Raw genomic sequence first — 17,927 nt, forward strand, 5'->3', positions numbered from 1 at the left:
TCCCGTTCAAACCCCACTGGCCGGAATGCCCGTGCGCTCCACCTTGCGCGGCGAGGTCAGTTCCTTCCAGGTCGACAGTGCCTTGTTGACCGCTTGGAATGGCTCGCGCTTGACGAACTGGCCGTGGCCTTCCTGCGTCTTGACCGCTCCGTCCTCGATCGCCACCACGCCGCGGGTCAATGTGTAACGCGGCAGGCCGGTGACTTCCTTGCCTTCGAAGACGTTGTAGTCGATCGCCGACTGCTGGTTTTTGGCGGTGATGGTCTTCGAACGCTTCGGGTCCCAGACGACGATATCCGCGTCGCCTCCGACCAGGATCGCGCCCTTCCTTGGATAGATGTTGAGGATTTTTGCGATGTTGGTGGACGTGACCGCCACGAACTCGTTCATGGTGATGCGGCCGGTTGCGACGCCATAGGTCCACAGCATAGGCATGCGGTCTTCGAGGCCGCCGGTGCCGTTCGGGATCTTTCGGAAATCGCCGAGACCGGTACGCTTCTGGTCAGTCGTGAAGGCACAATGGTCGGTCGCCACCACCTGCAGCGAGCCGGAGGCAAGGCCCGCCCAGAGGCTGTCCTGATGCTGCTTGCTGCGGAAGGGCGGCGACATCACCCGGCGGGCCGAATGGTCCCAGTCCTTGTTGAAATATTCGCTCTCATCGAGCGTCAGGTGCTGGATCAGCGGCTCGCCGTAAACGCGCATGCCGTTCTGGCGGGCGCGGCGGATCGCTTCGTGCGCCTGTTCGCAGGAAGTGTGTACGACATAGAGGGGCACGCCCGCCATGTCGGCGATGATGATGGCGCGGTTGGTGGCCTCGCCCTCGACGGAGGCGGGGCGGGAGTAGGCGTGCGCCTCAGGGCCGTTATTGCCCTCGTCCATCAGCTTGGTCTGCATGGCGGCGACGACGTCGCCGTTTTCGGCATGCACCAAGGGGAGGGCGCCGAGTTCGGCGCAACGCTGGAAGGAGGCGAACATCTCGTCGTCGTTCACCATCAGCGCGCCCTTGTAGGCCATGAAATGCTTGAAGGTGTTGATGCCGTGATGGGAAACGACCGCCTTCATCTCGTTGAAGACCTGCTCGCCCCACCAGGTGACCGACATGTGGAAGGAATAGTCGCAATTGGCCCGCGTCGCCTTGTTGTCCCAGCGCTTCAGCGCGTCGAGCAGCGACTGGCCGGGCTCGGGCAGGCAGAAATCGACGACCATGGTCGTGCCGCCGGCAAGTGCGGCCCGCGTGCCGCTCTCGAAATCGTCGGTGGAATAGGTGCCCATGAACGGCATTTCGAGATGCACATGCGGATCGATGCCGCCCGGCATGACGTAACAGCCGGCTGCATCCAGCGTGGTGTCGCCGAAGAGGCTCGGGCCGATCTCGATGATTTTGCCGCCGTCGATCTTTACGTCCGCCTTGTAGGTCAGGTCGGCGGTGACGATGGTTCCACCCTTGATGACTGTGGTCATGGTTTTTCCCTTTTTGCCTGATGTGCGATCACGGTCACCCCGAGAAGCCGAGAGCCAGTGCCATGGATCGCTCGAGACGCCGCATTGTCAATTCATCGACGGTGCCGATGACATTCCTCACTCTTGACCGGCTCGCGGGACTGATCTTGTCGACCATAATTTCCGATTGCAGGAGAAGGCCATTCGTCGGCATGGGGTCTATCGGGACCCGGAACATGCTCGGCTGAGAGCTGAAGCTTGTTACCGGACAGACAAGGACCGTTTTCAGCTGTGAAGCCGTCATTGCATCGGTTTGCACGATGACCGCTGGGCGGGGTTTTCCAAGATCACCCGAAAGCGCGACAGTGACGACGTCGCCGCGCTTCATCGGTCATCTTCCTCGTCCCACATGTCTTTCTGAAGATTTTCGATCCACTCCATGACGCTATCTTCCTCGTCAGCGAAGGCGATGCGGTCCGCTTCAGCCTCAGCCGCCGCACGCGTCGCGGGGTCACGAAGGTCAGGGAGCCAAAGCTCGAAACGCTTGAAGCCCTTCGCAATCATCTCCGCCCGCTCTTCCGCTGAAATTTCCCGTGGCAGCGCCATGCGCGTCTCCTTTCGAATAGCCCTTAATGCTACTCCACAATCTCCGCCGTCTCCAGCACGGCATGGAACAGCACATCCGCTCCCGCCGCCGCCCATTCCTTGGAAATCTCTTCGGCCTCGTTGTGGCTGAGCCCGCCGACGCAGGGGCACATGATCATCGTCGCGGGGGCTACCTTGGCGGCCCAGCAGGCGTCGTGGCCGGCGCCGGAGATGATGTTCATATGGCTGTAGCCGAGTTTTTCGGCGGCCTCGCGGACACGGCCGACGAGAACGGGGTCGAAGGTCACCGGATCGAAATGGCCGACCGCCTCGACCGAACAGCCGACACCGAGCGGTTCGCAGATTGCGGCCGCCTGTTTCTCGATCGTCGCCCGCATGCGGTCGAGCTTTTCCTGGGAGGGCGTGCGGATGTCGACGGTGAACACCACCTTGCCCGGCAGCACGTTGCGGGAATTCGGCGAAAAGAACACCTGGCCGACGCCACCAACGGCGCCCGGCTGTTCGGACATTGCCACCGCCTGCACCATTTCGAGGATGCGGCCGAAGGCAAGGCCCGCATTGACGCGCAGGTTCATCGGCGTCGAGCCGGTATGCGCCTCGCGTCCGGTCAGCGTGAATTCCAGCCACCACAGGCCCTGACAGTGGGTGACGACGCCGATCTGCTTCTCTTCGGCCTCGAGGATCGGCCCCTGTTCGATGTGATATTCGAAGTAGGCGTGCATTTTTCGCGCACCAACCTCCTCGTCGCCGAGCCAGCCGATGCGCTTCAGCTCGTCACCATAGGTCTTGCCCTCGGGGTCCTTGCGGCCATAGGCGTAGTCGATCGAATGCACGCCGGCGAAGACGCCGGATGCCAGCATGGCCGGTGCAAACCGCGCGCCTTCCTCGTTCGCCCAGTTGGTGACGACGATCGGGTGTTTCGTCCTGATCCCGAGGTCATTCATGGTGCGCACCACTTCCAGCGCGCCGAGCACGCCGAGAACGCCGTCATATTTGCCGCCGGTTGGCTGGGTGTCGAGATGGCTGCCGACATAGATGGGCAGTGCATCCGGGTCTGTGCCGGCGCGGGTGGCAAACATCGTGCCCATCTTGTCGACGCCGACCGTCATTCCTTCGGCCTCGCACCATGTCTTGAAGAGGTGGCGGCCTTCGCCGTCCGCATCCGTCAGTGTCTGGCGGTTGTTGCCGCCGGCAATGCCGGGGCCGATCTTCGCCATCTCCATGAGCATGTCCCAGAGACGATCGCCGTTGATGCGCAAGTTCTCGCCGGGTGCTGCCACCATTTTTCAGTCCTCGCCTGTTTTTACGGCCACCCGAGCGGGCGGCATTCTTTTCGTTCCCGTCGGTCCTCCGCGCGCCGTAGCACTTGAAGATCGGCATTGCGTTTATTCCGCTTGTCGCCGATAATTTGACCGCTTGGTAAAACATTACTATTTCCGCCGCGCCACTCAAGACGAAAATCACGAAAAATCCAGAGGAATTTCGAAAGAGCCGGTTGGGCGCGGAAGAGGACAGAGGCAGCATGGCCATCCCAAGGGCGGCGAAGACGCAGAGACGCACCCGCATCCAGGAGGAGAAGGAGGAGCGCATCCTCGAAGCGGCGCTCGACGTGTTTTCCCAGAACGGTTTCCGCGGCGCCACGATCGACCAGATCGCCGAAGCGGCGGGCATGTCGAAACCCAATCTGCTCTATTATTTCCGTACCAAGGAGGCCATCCACCGTCACCTGATCGACCGGGTCCTGTTCACCTGGCTGGAGCCTCTGCGGGCGTTCAACGCCGACGGCAATCCTGAATCCGAGATCCGCTCCTATATCCGCCGCAAGCTCGAAATGGCCCGCGATTTCCCGCGCGAAAGCCGGCTTTTCGCCAATGAAGTGCTGCAGGGCGCGCCGCATATCGAGGATGAGCTGAAGGGGCCACTGAAGGCGCTGGTGGATGAAAAGGCGGAGGTGATCCGTGCCTGGGCGCGGTCCGGCAAGATCGCCAAATGCGATCCCTACCACCTGATCTTCTCGATCTGGTCGACGACCCAGCATTATGCCGACTTCGACGTGCAGGTGCGCGCCGTGCTCGGCCAGGATTATGCGGGCGAGGGCCGTTTTGAGGATGCGGCCCGGTTCCTGGAACAGCTCTTCATCGACGGGCTGCGGGCGCGCAGCGCCTGATTGTCATCTGATGACCTGAAAAAAAACGCCGGCGCTGAGGCCGGCGTCTTCTAATTTACCGATTGCCGGGCCTGATATCAGGCGGCGGCGGAGGCCCTGTTGGTCGGGACTTCGGCGATCGTCTTCAGAACCTGGGAAGCGATCTGGTAGGGGTCGCCCTGGGAGTTCGGGCGGCGGTCTTCCAGATAGCCCTTGTAGTCGTTCTTGATGAACGAGTGTGGCACGCGGATAGAGGCACCGCGGTCGGCAACGCCGTAGGAGAACTTGTTCCACGGAGCCGTTTCGTGCTTGCCGGTCAGGCGCTTGTCGTTGTCCGGGCCGTAGACGGCGATGTGGTCCATCAGGTTCTTGTCGAAAGCAGCCATCAGCGCTTCGAAATAGTCCTTGCCGCCGACTTCGCGCATGTACTTGGTCGAGAAGTTGCAATGCATGCCCGAGCCGTTCCAGTCGGTATCGCCGAGCGGCTTGCAGTGATATTCGATATCGATGCCGTACTTTTCAGTCAGGCGCTGCAGCAGGTAGCGTGCCATCCAGATCTGGTCGGCGGCCTTCTTGGAGCCCTTGCCGAAAACCTGGAATTCCCACTGGCCCTTGGCCACTTCGGCGTTGATGCCTTCGTGGTTGATGCCGGCGGCGAGGCAGAGATCGAGATGTTCCTCGACGATTTCGCGGGCGACGTCGCCGACGTTCGAATAACCGACGCCGGTGTAATACGGGCCCTGCGGAGCCGGGTAACCCTGTTCCGGGAAGCCGAGCGGCCGGCCGTTCTGGTAGAAGAAATATTCCTGCTCGAAGCCGAACCAGGCATCCTCGTCATCGAGAATGGTTGCGCGAGCGTTGGACGGGTGCGGCGTGACGCCATCCGGCATCATGACTTCGCACATGACCAGCGCGCCGTTGGTGCGGGCCGGGTCGGGATAAAGCGCAACCGGCTTCAGCACGCAATCGGACGAGCGGCCTTCGGCCTGCATGGTCGACGAACCGTCGAAGCCCCACAGCGGCAGCTGTTCGAGCGTCGGGAAGGTGTCGAATTCCTTGATCTGCGTCTTGCCACGCAGGTTCGGTACCGGGGTGTACCCGTCGAGCCAGATGTACTCGAGCTTATACTTGGTCATATTTTATCTCTCAGGCCGTGACGTTCATGGTTGAGCCATCCGAGGAAGCGGTATCGCGACGAGACCGCGCCTCCGGGGTACACGAAAGAACGCATTTCCCGTGCCAGTTTGGACCCGGGCGACGGTTTTGGGTTAAAAAAGTGTGAATGAAGGCTCGCCATCAAGGTGCTGAAAGTGAGCAAAAGCCCGGTAAATGAGGACACTCTCATGAAATCCACGGGTTTTGAAGGTTCTGTGACGATTGTCCGGAACCGAGGTCGTTTGGCACACGTTTCCCCACTGGCGGTCCCTGCGAGCAAAATAGATCGCCGGAACCTCGCTGCCGCTAAATTAGCGCCTAGCGTGAATCGTGAGAATGATGTAAAATCGTGCAATAAGCACAAAAAATGTGCAGATTTGTGCTCTGTGCGTGTTTGGATGCACTTTTGAAGTTAGGAGACGATCGGATGACAATTCACATCCATCGTGAGTCAGCAACCATCTATCAGTTCCCGGTCCGCCCGAGGCGGCGCCTGGATGATGGCCGGACCGTGCCGACCGGAATCCATGATGTAGTCTTGAGTGTGGTCGATACCAATTGCTGGTATCACGATGAAGCGGTGCGGGATTCGAACCCGTCGCCCGAACGTCCGAAGCCCTGCTGACCCATAGATGAAGAAAAGGCCGCGCCATTTCTGACGCGGCCCTGTTCTTTCACTTCCTTTTCCTCAGAATGCGAACAGCTTCAGCATCGCGTAGCCAAAAACCGCGATGAACAGCCAGCCGAACGCGCCGAGCGCCAGCGGCCGCCAGCCTTCCGCCTTGAGCTTGCGTATGTCGGTCTGCAGGCCCATCGCTGCCAGCGCCATGGACAAAAGGAAGCTCGTCAGTGTCGCCAGCGTCTGACTGACCCCAGCCGGAATGGCGACCGCGCTGTTGACCAGCATCATCCCGATAAAACCGAGCACGAACCACGGCATAGGCGCCGAGGCCTTCGAGCCACCTTCACCGCCGGAGCGCATGGCAAGCGCCAGCGTCATGATCAGCGGTGCCAGCATGACGACGCGGGCGAGCTTGGAGATGGTGCCGAACTGGCCGGCGACATCGCCGCCCTGGAAGGCGGCGGCAACCACCTGGGCAACTTCATGGATGGTCGAGCCGGTCCACAGCCCGTAACCGCGTGCATCAAGCCCGAGCGGGGCGGAGAGCAGCGGGTAGGCGAGCATCGACAGTGATCCGAACAGCGTCACGCAGGCGACCGCATAGGCGACATGTTCCTGCTTGCCGCGCACCACCGTATTGGCGGCGATGACGGCCGAGGCGCCGCAGACGGAGGTTCCGGCGGCGATCAGGTCGGTCAGCGACTTGTCGACGCCCATCGCCCGGCCGACGATGCGGATCGCCACGAAGGTGGTTGCGAGCGTCAGCGCCACCATGGCAAGGCCGGCGCCGCCGAGCGAGAGAATCTGGCCTGCCGTCACCTGCAGGCCGAGCAGCACGATGCCGAAACGCAGGATGCGCTTCAAAGAAAAGCCGATGCCGGGTTCGACGGCTGCCGGAACCAGCATGGCGTTGCGGATCAGCATGCCGAAAACGATCGAGAGAATGAGCGGGCTCAGCGCCATCCATCCGGTCAGACTGCGGACGGTGAGGGCGGCCGTGGCGATCGCGGCGGTCAGAAGAAGTCCCGGAAGAAGCTGGACGAGGGGTGGCCACTGGGGCGAGGAGAGGAGGGAGCGCTGTTCCGCAGTCGGCTGGATAGGCTTCATGATTCTTCCGCGATTCTCTGGATTTGTCGAAAACCATTCTCCCTTTCGCAAAAAGACAAATCCAATTGATAAGTTTTCTGATATCGTTCGCTAAAAGCGAATGGTTTTGGACGATGACCCTCGATCAGCTGCGAATTTTTCTGGAAGTGGCCTCTCGCGAACACGTGACGCGCGCGGCGGAAGCGCTGAACCTGACGCAGTCGGCTGTCAGCGCGGCGATCTCGGCGCTGGAGGCGCGCCATGCCGTGATCCTCTTCAACCGGGTCGGGCGGCGCATCGAACTCACGGAAGCGGGAAAACTCTTCGTGCCGGAGGCGCGTGCCGTGCTGGAACGGGCGCAGACGGCCGAACATGTGCTCGCCGATCTCGGCGGTTCGGCCTCGGGCATCCTGCGCGTCCATGCCAGCCAGACGGTGGCGAGCTACTGGCTGCCGGCCCGGCTGGTCAGCTATCATGAGCGGTTTCCGCGGGTCGATGTGCGGCTGACCGTCGGCAATACCCAGAGTGCCGCCGACGCGGTGCTGACCGGTGCTGCGGAACTCGCGGTCGTCGAAGGGGAGGTGTCTCTCGCCGGTCTGAAACGCCGCAAAGTGGCGGAGGACCGGCTGGTCCTGGTGGTCGGCAGCCGCCACCCCTGGGCCGACGGGCGAAAGATCCGCTCCAGTGATCTTCTCGAAACCAACTGGATCATGCGCGAACAGGGATCGGGCACGCGCTCGGCCTTCGAGGCGCAACTCACCAATCTCGGCATCGAGCCGCAATCGCTGTCCGTCGTCCTCGAAATGCCGTCGAACGAAGCGGCGATGGCGGCGGTCGAGGCGGGATTGAGCGCAACGGTGATTTCCAGCCGCGCCGCTTCATCCCATTCCTTTTCCGGTCGGTTGCATGTCGCCGACTTTCCGATGCCGCTCAGGCAGTTCTCGGCGCTTTTTCATGGCGAGCGTCACGTGACGAGGGCGTTGCGCGCCATGCTCGACCTGCTGAACGAGCGGGTCGAAGACAGCTTCCGCTGATCCGTCGGCCAAATCGATGACCAGATGCATATGCCTTCTGTGTGAACGATAAAATTTAAATCGTTCAATATTTGCGAACAATACGTCCGCAACTTGCTGTCTATTCCGGGCGACCGACTTGCACCATCTTGAGCATCAGAAGCGCGGTAACGAGCTTCGATAGACAGATCAACACAGAGAGGGGCTTCGAGAAACTCGGCTCCACCACATCATAGGAACAAGACAATGATCAGAATTTCCTCGGCCATCGCTGCAGCCCTCATCGCTTCGGCTTCGCTAGGCTCGACCGCTCTTGCCGAAGGCGACTATTACCAGGGCGTCCAGAAGAACGCTCCCGCTGCCTCCGTCACCGTCGATCGCATCAGCACCGGCAGCATCGGCCCGAACGACAAGCTCCAGGCCGACGTCAACAGCGGCGACTATTTCGACGGTGCCAACCGCCCGAACTAAAAATCGTTCGAGCCCTGAAACTGAAATCCGTCCGGCTCCGTATCTCATGCAGAACGTAACGCAGATCGGACCAAAACCAACAAACTCAAAAGGACGACGACAATGACCAAGATCACTTCCGCAATCGCCGCAGCTTTCATCGCTTCGGTCTCATTCGCTGGCGCAGTTCTCGCTGACGAAGGCGACTATTTCCAGGGCGTCTCCAAGGCTTCCTCCATGGTCGATCACATGCAGACCGGAAGCATCGCCAAGGACCAGCAGAACACGAGCCAGATTCCGGCTTCGGTCGGTCGCGGCGATTACTACGAAGGCGCAAACCGGCCGAACTAACCGCAGCTCATTCAAGACACCGAAACAATCATCCGCAGGCCAGGTCGCAAACTTAAAGCCGCGGAACACTCTGAAAGGACTACCACAATGACCAGGATCACTTCCGCTATCGCCGCTGCCCTCATCGCTTCGGCTTCCTTCGCCACCGCTGCACTCGCCGATGGCGATTATTACGAAGGCGCCTCCAAGGCCTCCGCCATCATCGACCAGGTCCAGACCGGCGGCATCGGCCAGAAGGCTGACACCCGAACGGCCAACGTCCAGGCCGACGTCAACAGCGGCGATTATTTCGACGGCGCAAACCGCCCGAACTGATCAACCCTGAACTCATAGCAGGCATCCAGTACGAAGAAGGCTCGGCCAACCCGCCGGGCCTCTTTGTTTTATACTCGTTCTTCAGATAATTCGCATATGGTCAGCGCTGTGTTACAATCCCCGGACCGAAAGAAGTCTTGGGAGGTAGAACTCATGGAGAGACTGCTTTTTAGGAATACGCGCCCACTTTACGGCTGGCTTTTCATCGTTGCCTGGTTCGCCATTCTCATGCTGATGACTTGGGTCTTCTTCCGCAACAGCGGTATTGCCCAGGAACCGTTCAGGGCTCTCATCATCGCTTTTTTCTGGGGCCTCGGTGGCTGGCTGGCGTTCGGAGCGCTTGCCCGGCCGATCGTCTCGGTCAGGCAGGGGAGCGACGGCAGATGGGTCGTCACCCGCCGCTGGCTCTGGACCCATGACGAGGAGCGTATCGATCCCGACCGCCTGCCGCCTCCGACCATCGACGCGGAAAGCGACGGCGAGGGCGGCATGCACTACCACTGCCTTTTGCAGACGCCGGAACACGGTTCCGTGGAATTCAGCGAGCACCTCAAGCTCGACAAGGCCGCACTCGCGCGCGACCGCATGGCCTTCCTGATCCGGAACGCCAGAACGAAAATGCCGCGACCAAGCTGACCGCGGCAGACCTTTGGCGAAAGCGAGCCGTTTCGATAGGCAGGCGGCTATTCCGCGGGGTTTGTCGTCGCCCTACCCCTAAAGGGAAGGACGTGGATATCCTGTTCCCGCTTGCGCGTCTGAGCGATATCGAAACTGTTCTGCATCCGCATGAGCGTATCCATGGAAACGCCGAAGGCCTTTTCGACGCGCAGCGCCATTTCCGGAGAAAGGGACGAGCGTTGGTTCAGCAAAGCCGACAGCGCAGGTCTTGTGACACCCAGGATTCTCGCCGTTGCGGTCACGGAAAGCTGCAGGTCCTCAAGCAGTTCGTGCTTGAGAAAATCGCCGGGGTGGGCCGGATTTTTCATTCGAATGCCAGGTGCGTCCGTCATGATCGGCTCCTAATGATAGTCTTCGTAGTCGAGATCGACGATTTCAATCTCGTTGGCATCGATCCGGAATGTCAGCCGCCAGTTCTTGGTCACGAACAGGCTCCAGGCGCCCTTGCGATCACCGGTCAGCTGGTGGGCTTTCCAGCTTGGCACCGTCCGCAGTTCGCTTTCGGTTTCCATGTCCTGCAGGAAGGAGATCATTCGCCGCAATTTCGGCACGACCGCCGGCTGCAGTCCCGACGCATCGTCGTTGACGACGAAGCGTCGAAGTCCTTTATGAAGGATGTTCCGAATTCTCATCAAGACATATAAGCATAAAACCGTTCCCCGTAAAGCGTGGCTTTACGGGGAACGGGCTGTGCTCAGGAGGAGTTGAGCGCGGGAGGAGCTATTCCGCGGCCTGCCGTGCCATCGGGTTGTTCGGATGCTGGGTCCAGTTGGCGTAGGTCGGGTCGACCACCTTGCCGGTGCGCTTGTCGAGATCGCCGGCGGGCAGCGCTTCCATGGTGATGCAGTTCTCGACCGGACAGACGTTGACGCAGAGATTGCAGCCGACGCATTCCTCTTCCATCACCTCGAAATGGCGCACGCCGTCGACCATGCTGGTGATCGCCTGGTGCGAGGTGTCCTCGCAGGCGATGTGGCAGCGGCCGCACTTGATGCAGGCGTCCTGGTCGATATGCGCCTTGGCGATGTAGTTGAGGTTCAGGTACTGCCAGTCGGTGACGTTCGGGACCGCGCGACAGATGACGTCGTCGAGCGAGCGGTGGCCCTTCTCGTCCATCCAGTCGGAGAGGCCGGTGATCATTTCCTGGACGATCTTGAAGCCGTAGGTCATCGCCGCGGTGCAGACCTGCACGTTGCCGGCCCCGAGCGCCAGGAACTCGGCTGCGTCACGCCAAGTGGTGATGCCGCCGATGCCGGAGATCGGCAGGCCGTAGGTTTCCGGATCGCGGGCGATCTCGGCGACCATGTTGAGCGCGATCGGCTTGACCGCCGGGCCGCAATAACCGCCATGGCTGCCCTTGCCGTCGACCGAGGGGTTGGGCGAGAAGTTGTCTAGATCGACGGAGACGATCGAGTTGATCGTATTGATCAGCGACACGGCGTCGGTGCCGCCGGCCTTGGCGGCCCGGGCGGGCTTGCGGATGTCGGTGATATTGGGCGTCAGTTTGGTGATGACCGGCATGCGGGTGTACTGCTTGCACCAGCGCACCACCATTTCGATATATTCCGGCACCTGACCGACCGCGGAGCCCATGCCGCGCTCGGACATGCCGTGGGGACAGCCGAAGTTGAGCTCGATGCCGTCGACTTCGGTTTCCTCCACCAGCGGCAGGATCGCCTTCCAGGCCTGTTCCTCGCAGGGAACCATGATCGAGGCGATGATCGCCCGGTCCGGCCAGTTCTTCTTCACTTCCTTCATTTCGCGAAGGTTGGTGTAGAGGTCGCGGTCGGTGATCAGTTCGATATTGTTCAAACCCAGCAGGCGGCGGTCGGCGCCCCAGATGGCGCCGTAGCGCGGGCCGTTGACGTTGACGACCGGTGGGCCTTCCTCGCCGAGCGTCTTCCAGACCACGCCGCCCCAGCCCGCCTTGAAAGCGCGCTCGACATTATAGGCCTTGTCGGTCGGTGGCGCCGACGCCAGCCAGAACGGGTTGGGGGATTTGATGCCGACGAAATTGTTGCGGATATCAGCCATGATCGTTCTCCCCTCAAGCCACTGCGGTTGCCGGCTGCGCGGCGGCAGCCAGGGCTTTTGCGATGCTTTCCGCGGCGTCACGCCCCTGCGCGACGGCCGAGACGGTCAGGTCCTCGCCTGACCCGATGCAGTCGCCGCCGGCCCAGATGCCCTCGATCGAGGTGCGGCCTTCGCCGTCCACGACGATCTTGCCCTTCTCGAACTGCAGCGCGCCGAGGCCCGAGGCGGAGAAGGTCTGGCCGATCGCCTTGAAGATCTGGTCGGCGGCGATGACGCCGGTCTCGCCGGTGCCGATCAGCTTGCCGTCACGCATCGCGGTATATTCCACTTCGATGCCCGCGACGTGAGCGCCATTGGGGCCGTCCTTGCCGATGATCGATTTCGGCGCCAGCCAGTGGCGGATGATGACGCCGTTGGCGGTCGCCAGATCCTGCTCGTAGGGCGAAGCGTTCATGTTGTCCTTGCCGCGGCGATAGCAGATCGTCACCTCTTCGGCGCCGAGCAGTTTTGACTGGATCGCGGCGTCGATGGCGGTCATGCCGCCGCCGAGGACGACGACGCGCCGGCCGATCGGCAGCACGCTCTTGTCCTTTGCCTGGCGAAGGGCGGCAATGAAATCCACCGCATCCTCGACGCCGGTGAGGCTCTCGCCTTCGATGCCGAGGCCGTTGACGCCGGCAAGGCCCATGCCGAGGAAAACGGCGTCATACTGCGCGGTCAGGTCGGACAGCGAGAAATCCCGGCCGAGCGCCTGGCCGTTCCGGATCTCGATGCCGCCGATCGCGGTGACGTAGTCCACTTCGCGGGCGGCGAAGTCATCGACCGCCTTATACGTCGCAATGCCGTATTCGTTGAGGCCGCCGGCCTTTTCGCGGGCTTCGAGAACGACGACCGAATGGCCGTGCATGGCGAGCCGGTGTGCTGCGGCAAGGCCGGCGGGGCCTGCGCCGACGACGGCGATCGTCTTGCCGGTCGGAGCCTTGCGGCTGTAGAACTGCCGGCCCTGTTCCATGGCGATGTCGGTCGCATAACGCTGCAGCTTGCCGATCTCGACCGGCTTGTCTTCGGCCGTATTGCGCACGCAGGCCTGTTCGCAGAGCGTTTCGGTGGGACAGACGCGGGCGCACATGCCGCCCAGAATATTCTGGTCGAAGATGGTCTTCGCCGACCCGATCGGATTGCCCGTCTGTATCTGTCTTATGAACAGCGGGATATCGATGGAGGTGGGACAGGCCGTCATGCACGGCGCGTCGTAGCAGAAATAACAGCGATCGGATTCGACCAGCGCCTCGTGCCTGTCGAGACGCGGGTGGAGATCGGCGAAATTCGCCTCATACTCCGCCGATGAAAGACGACCGGCTTCAATGCCGGCCTGCGGACCGTTTCCCAGTCGTTCCATCCTAAGTTCCCTCTTTTATGGATTCATGGACAACTATTGGGCAAAAGGTACCACAGCGTAAAAATTTATCAAACGGTAAATTTTTGAAAAGAGCGCGGCTTTATCAGGTCGCCCGACATATCATGATAAAAAGAGTCCAGTTTAATCTTTACTCCGAAAATCAACTTTAATATGGTGCCGGCCATCGAGGAACCGAAGCGTGAGCAGAATCGGCGGCGAGGGGCGTATGGCCAAGAAGCAGAAGCAGAAAAACGGCAATTCCGGCTCGGAGGCGAAGAGCGCCGAAACGCGGGGACCGGCAGTGACCGACGTCCGCAGCTTTCTCTATGTCGGCGGTCGTGACTGTCAGGTGGCGCACCTGAGGGAGATCGCCAGCAATTTCGGCGCCGAACTGATCCACCACGACGGCGGACTTCGCGAGGCGGTCTCCCGTATCGACACGGTCCTGCCGTCGGTCGACTGCGTCTTCTGCCCCATCGACTGTATCAGCCACGATGCGTGCCTGAGGGTGAAGACCGGCTGCAAGAAGTTCGGTGTCACCTTCGTGCCGCTCCGCAACGGCTCAAAATCCAGTCTGGAGCGGGCGCTCCAGACCATGAAGGAACGCAATGATGAACGAAGAACGTCGTGACGCCAGCCTTTTCATCGGCCTGCACAAGCTCGCCGCGCAGAATGGCGACGGGCTGGTGCCGGAGCTTTACGCGCTGCTGACGAGGCGAGCCGAAGCGGCTGCGGATATGACCAATGTGGTGGTGCTGCCGAGGGCCGTCCGGGGGACGGCGGTGGAAGCCGCTCCGGCTGAGAGCGCTCGGGTGCTGGCTTTTCGGCGGTAGGGACAAGTCCCCTCTGTGTCCGGGTTTGGAAACCCCTCCCGCCTGCCGGCCACCCTCCCCACAAGGGGGAGGGTTAGGGACGCCGCACCGCCTCAGGTCCCATATGCGAAGGGGAGGGCTAACCCAGCCGCACCCACTCTGGATTGAGGCAAGGCCGTGCCACGAGTCTTCTCCCCCCTTGTGGGGGAGATGGCCGGCAGGCCAAAAGGGGTCTTAAACCTCCCGCACCTTCAAAAACGCCCCCGCCGCCACGATCAGCCAGCCCAGCATCATCCCCGTCCCACCCACGGGAGCGGCCATCGGAAACAGCCGGTCGCCGAGATAGTGGCGCGAGACGAGATCGCCGGCGAAAATGATCGTGCCGAGACCGAGCACCAGAGCGGCAAGCGTCGCCGTGCGAAAATACCGGTGACCGAGATAAAGGCCGAGCAGGACCGGCGCATGCGCCAGGCACATGGTCGAGGCGGAGCCGAGGAAGACCGTATCGCCGCCGTGGCTTGCGGCCGCTGCCAGAGCCACGCCCGCGGCGCCCATCAGGCCGCTCACAAACAGAATCAACGGCCGCAGTTTATGCAAACTTTCCAACGGCCTATTCCTTGTTCTGCATGTGGAAGGCCAGCCGTTCGATCGGCGGCCAGATGATCTCGCGCAGTTTTGGATTTTCGATCGCCTCTTCCATGGCGCGACGGAAACAGAGCATCCATTCGTCGCGTTCCAGCGGGCCGATCGCCGCGCCGAAATGGCGCGAGCGCAGCCGCGGATGGCCGTGTTTTTCCACATAGACCGGCGGGCCGCCGAGATAGCCGGTCAGATAATCGTAGAGTTTCGCTTCGCTGCCTTCGAGGCTCGGCGGATGGACGGCGCGGCAATGGGCCGCTTCCGGCAGCGTGTCCATCAGCTCGTAGAAGCGCTTCACCAGCGCCCGCACCGTCGCGTCACCGCCGATCGCCTCGTAAAGTGTGATGGTGTCGTCCGCCATGCCCGTTCAGCCCGCTTGTCTGATCGTTTCAGACGGTGTTACCCATCCATGCCCGAGCGGGCAAGCGCCAAGGCGTCGCAGATCAGGGCCGCCGGGGTCTCAAGCCTCCAATGCAGCCGTTGAGATTGCCCGGTGACGGACCGGTCAATCCGACCCCGCATCCACCTCTTTCGCACCGGGTTCAGGCAGCGATCCGGCGCCGGGCGTCTTCTCCCTGTCGATCAGATGCTCCTTGGCATGCGGCCCCGACGGCGGATGTTTGGCCGTCTTCACGGGCCTTTGCCTGTGCTCGATAACTTCCTGTGCAGTCCGCTCGTCAACCATTTTGATCCTCCGACATTGGGGTTTCAGAAACCAACGTCGGGGGAGGAGAGGAGTTCCGAGATGCGGGCCGCCGAGAGCCCGCCGGTCTCGCAACGCGGCGAGATCCATCTTGAGAAAGATAAGGCGGAACCGGGGGAGAGGCCCGGTTCCGCCGCTGCGCCACCCTTCTTCAGCGGCGGACCTAAAAGGGCAGGCGCGATCGTTCCGGGTTCAAACCACCTTCATGGCGCCGGGGCCGGGCGTGGCGCCCGGCGGCACCTTGCCGAGGATGATCATGCCGAGCACTTCGTCCTTGGTGACGTCCTCGGTGCGGGCATGGCCGACCACCTTGCCGTTCTTCATCACGAACACGCGGTCGGCGAGGTCGAAGACGTCGTGGATGTCGTGGCTGATGAGGAAGATGCCGATGCCTTCGCGCTTCAGCTGCTTGATGAGGTCGCCCACCTGTGCCGTTTCCTGGGGCCCAAGCGCCGCAGTCGGCTCGTCCATGATCAGGATGCGGGCGTCGAACAGGATCGCCCGGGCGATCGCCACCGATTGCCGCTGGCCGCCGGACAGCGCCTTCACCGGCTCCTTGAAGCGCTTGAAGTTGGGGTTCAGGCGGCCCATCACCTCACGGGTGCTGGCCTCCATGGCGACGTCGTCGAGCGTGCCCCATTTGGTCTGCAGCTCGCGGCCGAGATAAAGGTTGGCGGCGGCATCGACATTGTCGGCGACGGCCAGCGTCTGGTAGATCGTCTCGATGCCGTATTTCTTGGCGTCGCGCGGGTTGCGGATGTCGGCGGCCTCGCCGTTGATCATGATGTCGCCGTTATCGCGCTTGTAGGCGCCCGACAGGACCTTGATCAGCGTCGACTTGCCGGCGCCGTTATGGCCGAGCAGCGCCACGACCTCGCCGGGAAACAGATCGACCGAGGCATTCTCGACAGCGTGGATCCCGCCGAAGGAGATGGAAATGTTCTTCATTTCCACGAGCGGAGTGTTTTGTTCCGTCACGATGAAAACTCCTGTTATTTGGCGCGAGAGCGATAGACGGTGTCGAGCCAGACGGCGGTGACGAGCACCATGCCGACGACGATGCGCTGGAACGGCGAGTCGATGCCGAGCAGCACCATGCCGGACTGAAGCGACTGCATGACGAGCGCGCCGAGCATGGCGCCGGCGATCGATCCCATGCCGCCGGCAAGCGAGGTGCCGCCGATCACGGCTGCGGCGATCGTATAAAGCTCGTCGAGCTCCCCTTGCGCATTGGTGGCGGCGTTGAGGCGGGCGGTGGAAATCGCCGCGGCGATGGCGCAGAGCATGCCCATCAGCGCGAAGATCTTGACCGTCACCCAGCGGGTCTTGATGCCGGCGAGTTCGGCTGCCTCCGGATTGCCGCCGATCGCAAAGACATAGCGGCCGAAGCGCAGGCGGGTGGCGATGAAGGTCATGACGATGCCGACGGCGATCGCCATCAGCACCGGGATGGCGATCCCCTGGGAGATCAGCAGCCCACCTTCCGGCCAGGCGATGTTGTTCGCCTCGGCGTAGCGGCGGGCGATGGCGATCGGCCAGTAATAGTCGTTGGCGATCGCGACCGCGCCGAGCACGACGACGCAGCCGAGCGCGACCAGCACGTATTCGGCCCAGATCGGCCGGCGCGGGAACGAGAAGCGCTTGCGCTGGCGGCGGGCGTTGATGATCGCCGCGATGATGGCGAGACAGGCGATGATACCGACGACCCAGCTCCAGGTGGCGCCGATCGAGCCTTCCGTGCCGCCGCCCATCAGGCGGAAATTGACGTCCATCGGCGCGACTGTCTGGCCGCTCGTCACGAACCAGGTGGCGCCGCGCCAGATGAGCAGGCCGCCAAGGGTGACGATGAACGAGGGCACGCCGAGGAAGGCGATGATGACGCCCTGCAGCGTGCCGATCAGCGCGCCGACGATCAGTCCGCCGGCGAGCGCGACGATCCAGATGGCCGGATGATCGAAGCCGAGCAGTTCGGGAAGAAGTCGGGCCTGCATGACGCCCATGATCATCCCGGTAAACCCGAGGATCGAGCCGACCGAAAGGTCGATGTTGCGGGTGACGATGACGAGCACCATGCCGGTCGCCATGACGGCCACGGAGGCGGTCTGAACCGAAAGGTTCCAGAGGTTGCGCGGCGTCAGGAAGAGGCCGCCCGTCAGGATATGGAACCCGACCCAGATGATCAGCAGCGCGCCGATCATGCCGAGCATGCGCGTGTCGATCTCGGTCGCGCGGAAAAAGCGGGCAACAAAATTGCCTTCCGCCTGTCCTGCCTCCGATGTCTTGGAATTCGTCGTGGACTGTATTGTCTCGGCCATGTTTTGCCGTTCTCCACTTTGTACGAGGCGCTCGGCTCGACATATCGAGCCGGACCGCACCTCCGTGACGTTCAGCCGCCGGGTAAACCTTCGTGCGACCGCGCCATCTTACGCCGAAAACCGACGCCGCGGCAGAAGTGCTGCGGCGTCGGTGATTTTATGA

At 62.0% G+C, this 17,927-nt stretch carries 24 protein-coding genes; 9 read left to right on the top strand and 15 right to left on the bottom strand.

Annotated features, from left to right (window positions below; translation table 11 throughout):
- Positions 1-6: 6 nt before the first annotated feature.
- The 4 genes from hydA to ABCW43_RS12315 are packed head-to-tail and all read right to left on the bottom strand — an operon-like array spanning position 7 to position 3,329.
- The gene (hydA, locus tag ABCW43_RS12300; RefSeq protein ID WP_345924654.1) at positions 7-1,461 is read right to left on the bottom strand and encodes a dihydropyrimidinase; all 1,455 of its coding nucleotides are present in this window, start codon (positions 1,459-1,461) and stop codon (positions 7-9) included.
- 34 nt (positions 1,462-1,495) lie between these two features.
- Entirely contained in the window at positions 1,496-1,828 is a 333-nt protein-coding gene (locus tag ABCW43_RS12305; protein ID WP_345924656.1) for a type II toxin-antitoxin system PemK/MazF family toxin, read from the bottom strand.
- Positions 1,825-2,046, bottom strand: a complete 222-nt coding sequence (locus tag ABCW43_RS12310; RefSeq protein ID WP_345924658.1) for an antitoxin MazE-like protein — start codon at positions 2,044-2,046, stop codon at positions 1,825-1,827. Before ABCW43_RS12310 ends, ABCW43_RS12305 begins: the two co-directional genes overlap by 4 nt.
- A 29-nt stretch (positions 2,047-2,075) precedes the next feature.
- Complete coding sequence (locus ABCW43_RS12315; RefSeq protein WP_345924660.1) at positions 2,076-3,329, bottom strand: Zn-dependent hydrolase; 1,254 nt, start codon at positions 3,327-3,329, stop codon at positions 2,076-2,078.
- Positions 3,330-3,568: 239 nt separating this feature from the next.
- Here ABCW43_RS12315 and rutR point away from each other — a divergent pair, with 239 nt between their 5' ends.
- Complete coding sequence (gene rutR / locus ABCW43_RS12320) at positions 3,569-4,213, top strand: HTH-type transcriptional regulator RutR (protein WP_345924662.1); 645 nt, start codon at positions 3,569-3,571, stop codon at positions 4,211-4,213.
- 77 nt (positions 4,214-4,290) lie between these two features.
- On the opposite strand, the gene ABCW43_RS12325 is transcribed toward rutR, so the two are convergent.
- Complete coding sequence (locus ABCW43_RS12325; RefSeq protein ID WP_345924664.1) at positions 4,291-5,328, bottom strand: glutamine synthetase beta-grasp domain-containing protein; 1,038 nt, start codon at positions 5,326-5,328, stop codon at positions 4,291-4,293.
- Positions 5,329-5,774: 446 nt separating this feature from the next.
- On the opposite strand from ABCW43_RS12325, the gene ABCW43_RS12330 reads away from it, so the two are divergent.
- Positions 5,775-5,972 carry a DUF2735 domain-containing protein gene (locus ABCW43_RS12330; RefSeq protein WP_345924665.1) on the top strand — a complete coding sequence of 66 codons (198 nt, stop codon included), beginning with the start codon at positions 5,775-5,777 and terminating at the stop codon, positions 5,970-5,972.
- A gap of 63 nt (positions 5,973-6,035) precedes the next feature.
- Here the strand turns inward: ABCW43_RS12330 and ABCW43_RS12335 are convergent, their stop codons facing one another.
- Positions 6,036-7,076, bottom strand: a complete 1,041-nt coding sequence (locus ABCW43_RS12335; protein ID WP_345924667.1) for a YeiH family protein — start codon at positions 7,074-7,076, stop codon at positions 6,036-6,038.
- 113 nt (positions 7,077-7,189) lie between these two features.
- On the opposite strand from ABCW43_RS12335, the gene ABCW43_RS12340 reads away from it, so the two are divergent.
- From ABCW43_RS12340 to ABCW43_RS12360, 5 genes are all read left to right on the top strand, one after another.
- Positions 7,190-8,089 (top strand): LysR substrate-binding domain-containing protein, encoded by a 900-nt coding sequence (locus ABCW43_RS12340; protein ID WP_345924669.1) that lies wholly within the window; start codon positions 7,190-7,192, stop codon positions 8,087-8,089.
- A gap of 225 nt (positions 8,090-8,314) precedes the next feature.
- Complete coding sequence (locus ABCW43_RS12345; protein WP_345924671.1) at positions 8,315-8,539, top strand: hypothetical protein; 225 nt, start codon at positions 8,315-8,317, stop codon at positions 8,537-8,539.
- Positions 8,540-8,641: 102 nt separating this feature from the next.
- On the top strand, positions 8,642-8,869 hold the full coding sequence (locus tag ABCW43_RS12350; protein ID WP_345924673.1) for a hypothetical protein: 228 nt from the start codon (positions 8,642-8,644) through the stop codon (positions 8,867-8,869).
- An 87-nt stretch (positions 8,870-8,956) separates the two neighbouring features.
- Positions 8,957-9,184 carry a hypothetical protein gene (locus tag ABCW43_RS12355; RefSeq protein ID WP_345924675.1) on the top strand — a complete coding sequence of 76 codons (228 nt, stop codon included), beginning with the start codon at positions 8,957-8,959 and terminating at the stop codon, positions 9,182-9,184.
- A 153-nt stretch (positions 9,185-9,337) separates the two neighbouring features.
- Positions 9,338-9,820, top strand: coding sequence for a hypothetical protein (locus ABCW43_RS12360; RefSeq protein ID WP_345924677.1), 483 nt, complete (start codon positions 9,338-9,340; stop codon positions 9,818-9,820).
- Positions 9,821-9,867: 47 nt separating this feature from the next.
- Here the strand turns inward: ABCW43_RS12360 and ABCW43_RS12365 are convergent, their stop codons facing one another.
- The 4 genes from ABCW43_RS12365 to ABCW43_RS12380 form a co-directional block, all read right to left on the bottom strand.
- Positions 9,868-10,194, bottom strand: coding sequence for a HigA family addiction module antitoxin (locus ABCW43_RS12365; protein WP_345924679.1), 327 nt, complete (start codon positions 10,192-10,194; stop codon positions 9,868-9,870).
- Positions 10,195-10,203: 9 nt separating this feature from the next.
- Entirely contained in the window at positions 10,204-10,494 is a 291-nt protein-coding gene (locus tag ABCW43_RS12370) for a type II toxin-antitoxin system RelE/ParE family toxin (RefSeq protein WP_345924681.1), read from the bottom strand.
- A gap of 88 nt (positions 10,495-10,582) precedes the next feature.
- On the bottom strand, positions 10,583-11,896 hold the full coding sequence (preA, locus tag ABCW43_RS12375; RefSeq protein WP_345924683.1) for an NAD-dependent dihydropyrimidine dehydrogenase subunit PreA: 1,314 nt from the start codon (positions 11,894-11,896) through the stop codon (positions 10,583-10,585).
- Between the two features lie 13 nt (positions 11,897-11,909).
- Positions 11,910-13,295: an NAD(P)-dependent oxidoreductase gene (locus ABCW43_RS12380; protein WP_345924685.1), complete on the bottom strand. Its 1,386-nt coding sequence runs from the start codon at positions 13,293-13,295 to the stop codon at positions 11,910-11,912.
- A gap of 226 nt (positions 13,296-13,521) precedes the next feature.
- On the opposite strand from ABCW43_RS12380, the gene ABCW43_RS12385 reads away from it, so the two are divergent.
- Complete coding sequence (locus ABCW43_RS12385) at positions 13,522-13,926, top strand: DUF2325 domain-containing protein (protein WP_046632379.1); 405 nt, start codon at positions 13,522-13,524, stop codon at positions 13,924-13,926.
- Complete coding sequence (locus ABCW43_RS12390; RefSeq protein WP_345925460.1) at positions 13,907-14,128, top strand: hypothetical protein; 222 nt, start codon at positions 13,907-13,909, stop codon at positions 14,126-14,128. Before ABCW43_RS12385 ends, ABCW43_RS12390 begins: the two co-directional genes overlap by 20 nt.
- Positions 14,129-14,341: 213 nt before the next feature.
- Here ABCW43_RS12390 and ABCW43_RS12395 read toward each other — a convergent pair whose 3' ends face one another.
- The 5 genes from ABCW43_RS12395 to ABCW43_RS12415 all read right to left on the bottom strand — a co-directional run bounded on the left by ABCW43_RS12395 (position 14,342) and on the right by ABCW43_RS12415 (position 17,764).
- A complete protein-coding gene (locus tag ABCW43_RS12395; RefSeq protein ID WP_345925462.1) occupies positions 14,342-14,662 on the bottom strand; it encodes a DUF423 domain-containing protein in 321 nt (106 codons plus the stop codon).
- A 55-nt stretch (positions 14,663-14,717) separates the two neighbouring features.
- A complete protein-coding gene (locus ABCW43_RS12400; RefSeq protein ID WP_345924687.1) occupies positions 14,718-15,107 on the bottom strand; it encodes a group II truncated hemoglobin in 390 nt (129 codons plus the stop codon).
- A 144-nt stretch (positions 15,108-15,251) separates the two neighbouring features.
- Positions 15,252-15,431, bottom strand: coding sequence for a hypothetical protein (locus ABCW43_RS12405; protein ID WP_345924689.1), 180 nt, complete (start codon positions 15,429-15,431; stop codon positions 15,252-15,254).
- Between the two features lie 210 nt (positions 15,432-15,641).
- Positions 15,642-16,427, bottom strand: coding sequence for an ATP-binding cassette domain-containing protein (locus tag ABCW43_RS12410; protein ID WP_345924691.1), 786 nt, complete (start codon positions 16,425-16,427; stop codon positions 15,642-15,644).
- Between the two features lie 14 nt (positions 16,428-16,441).
- Positions 16,442-17,764, bottom strand: a complete 1,323-nt coding sequence (locus ABCW43_RS12415; protein WP_345924693.1) for a sugar ABC transporter permease — start codon at positions 17,762-17,764, stop codon at positions 16,442-16,444.
- Positions 17,765-17,927: the final 163 nt, after the last annotated feature.

It is taken from the genome of Neorhizobium tunisiense, assembly GCF_039631515.1.
Lineage (GTDB): Bacteria > Pseudomonadota > Alphaproteobacteria > Rhizobiales > Rhizobiaceae > Neorhizobium.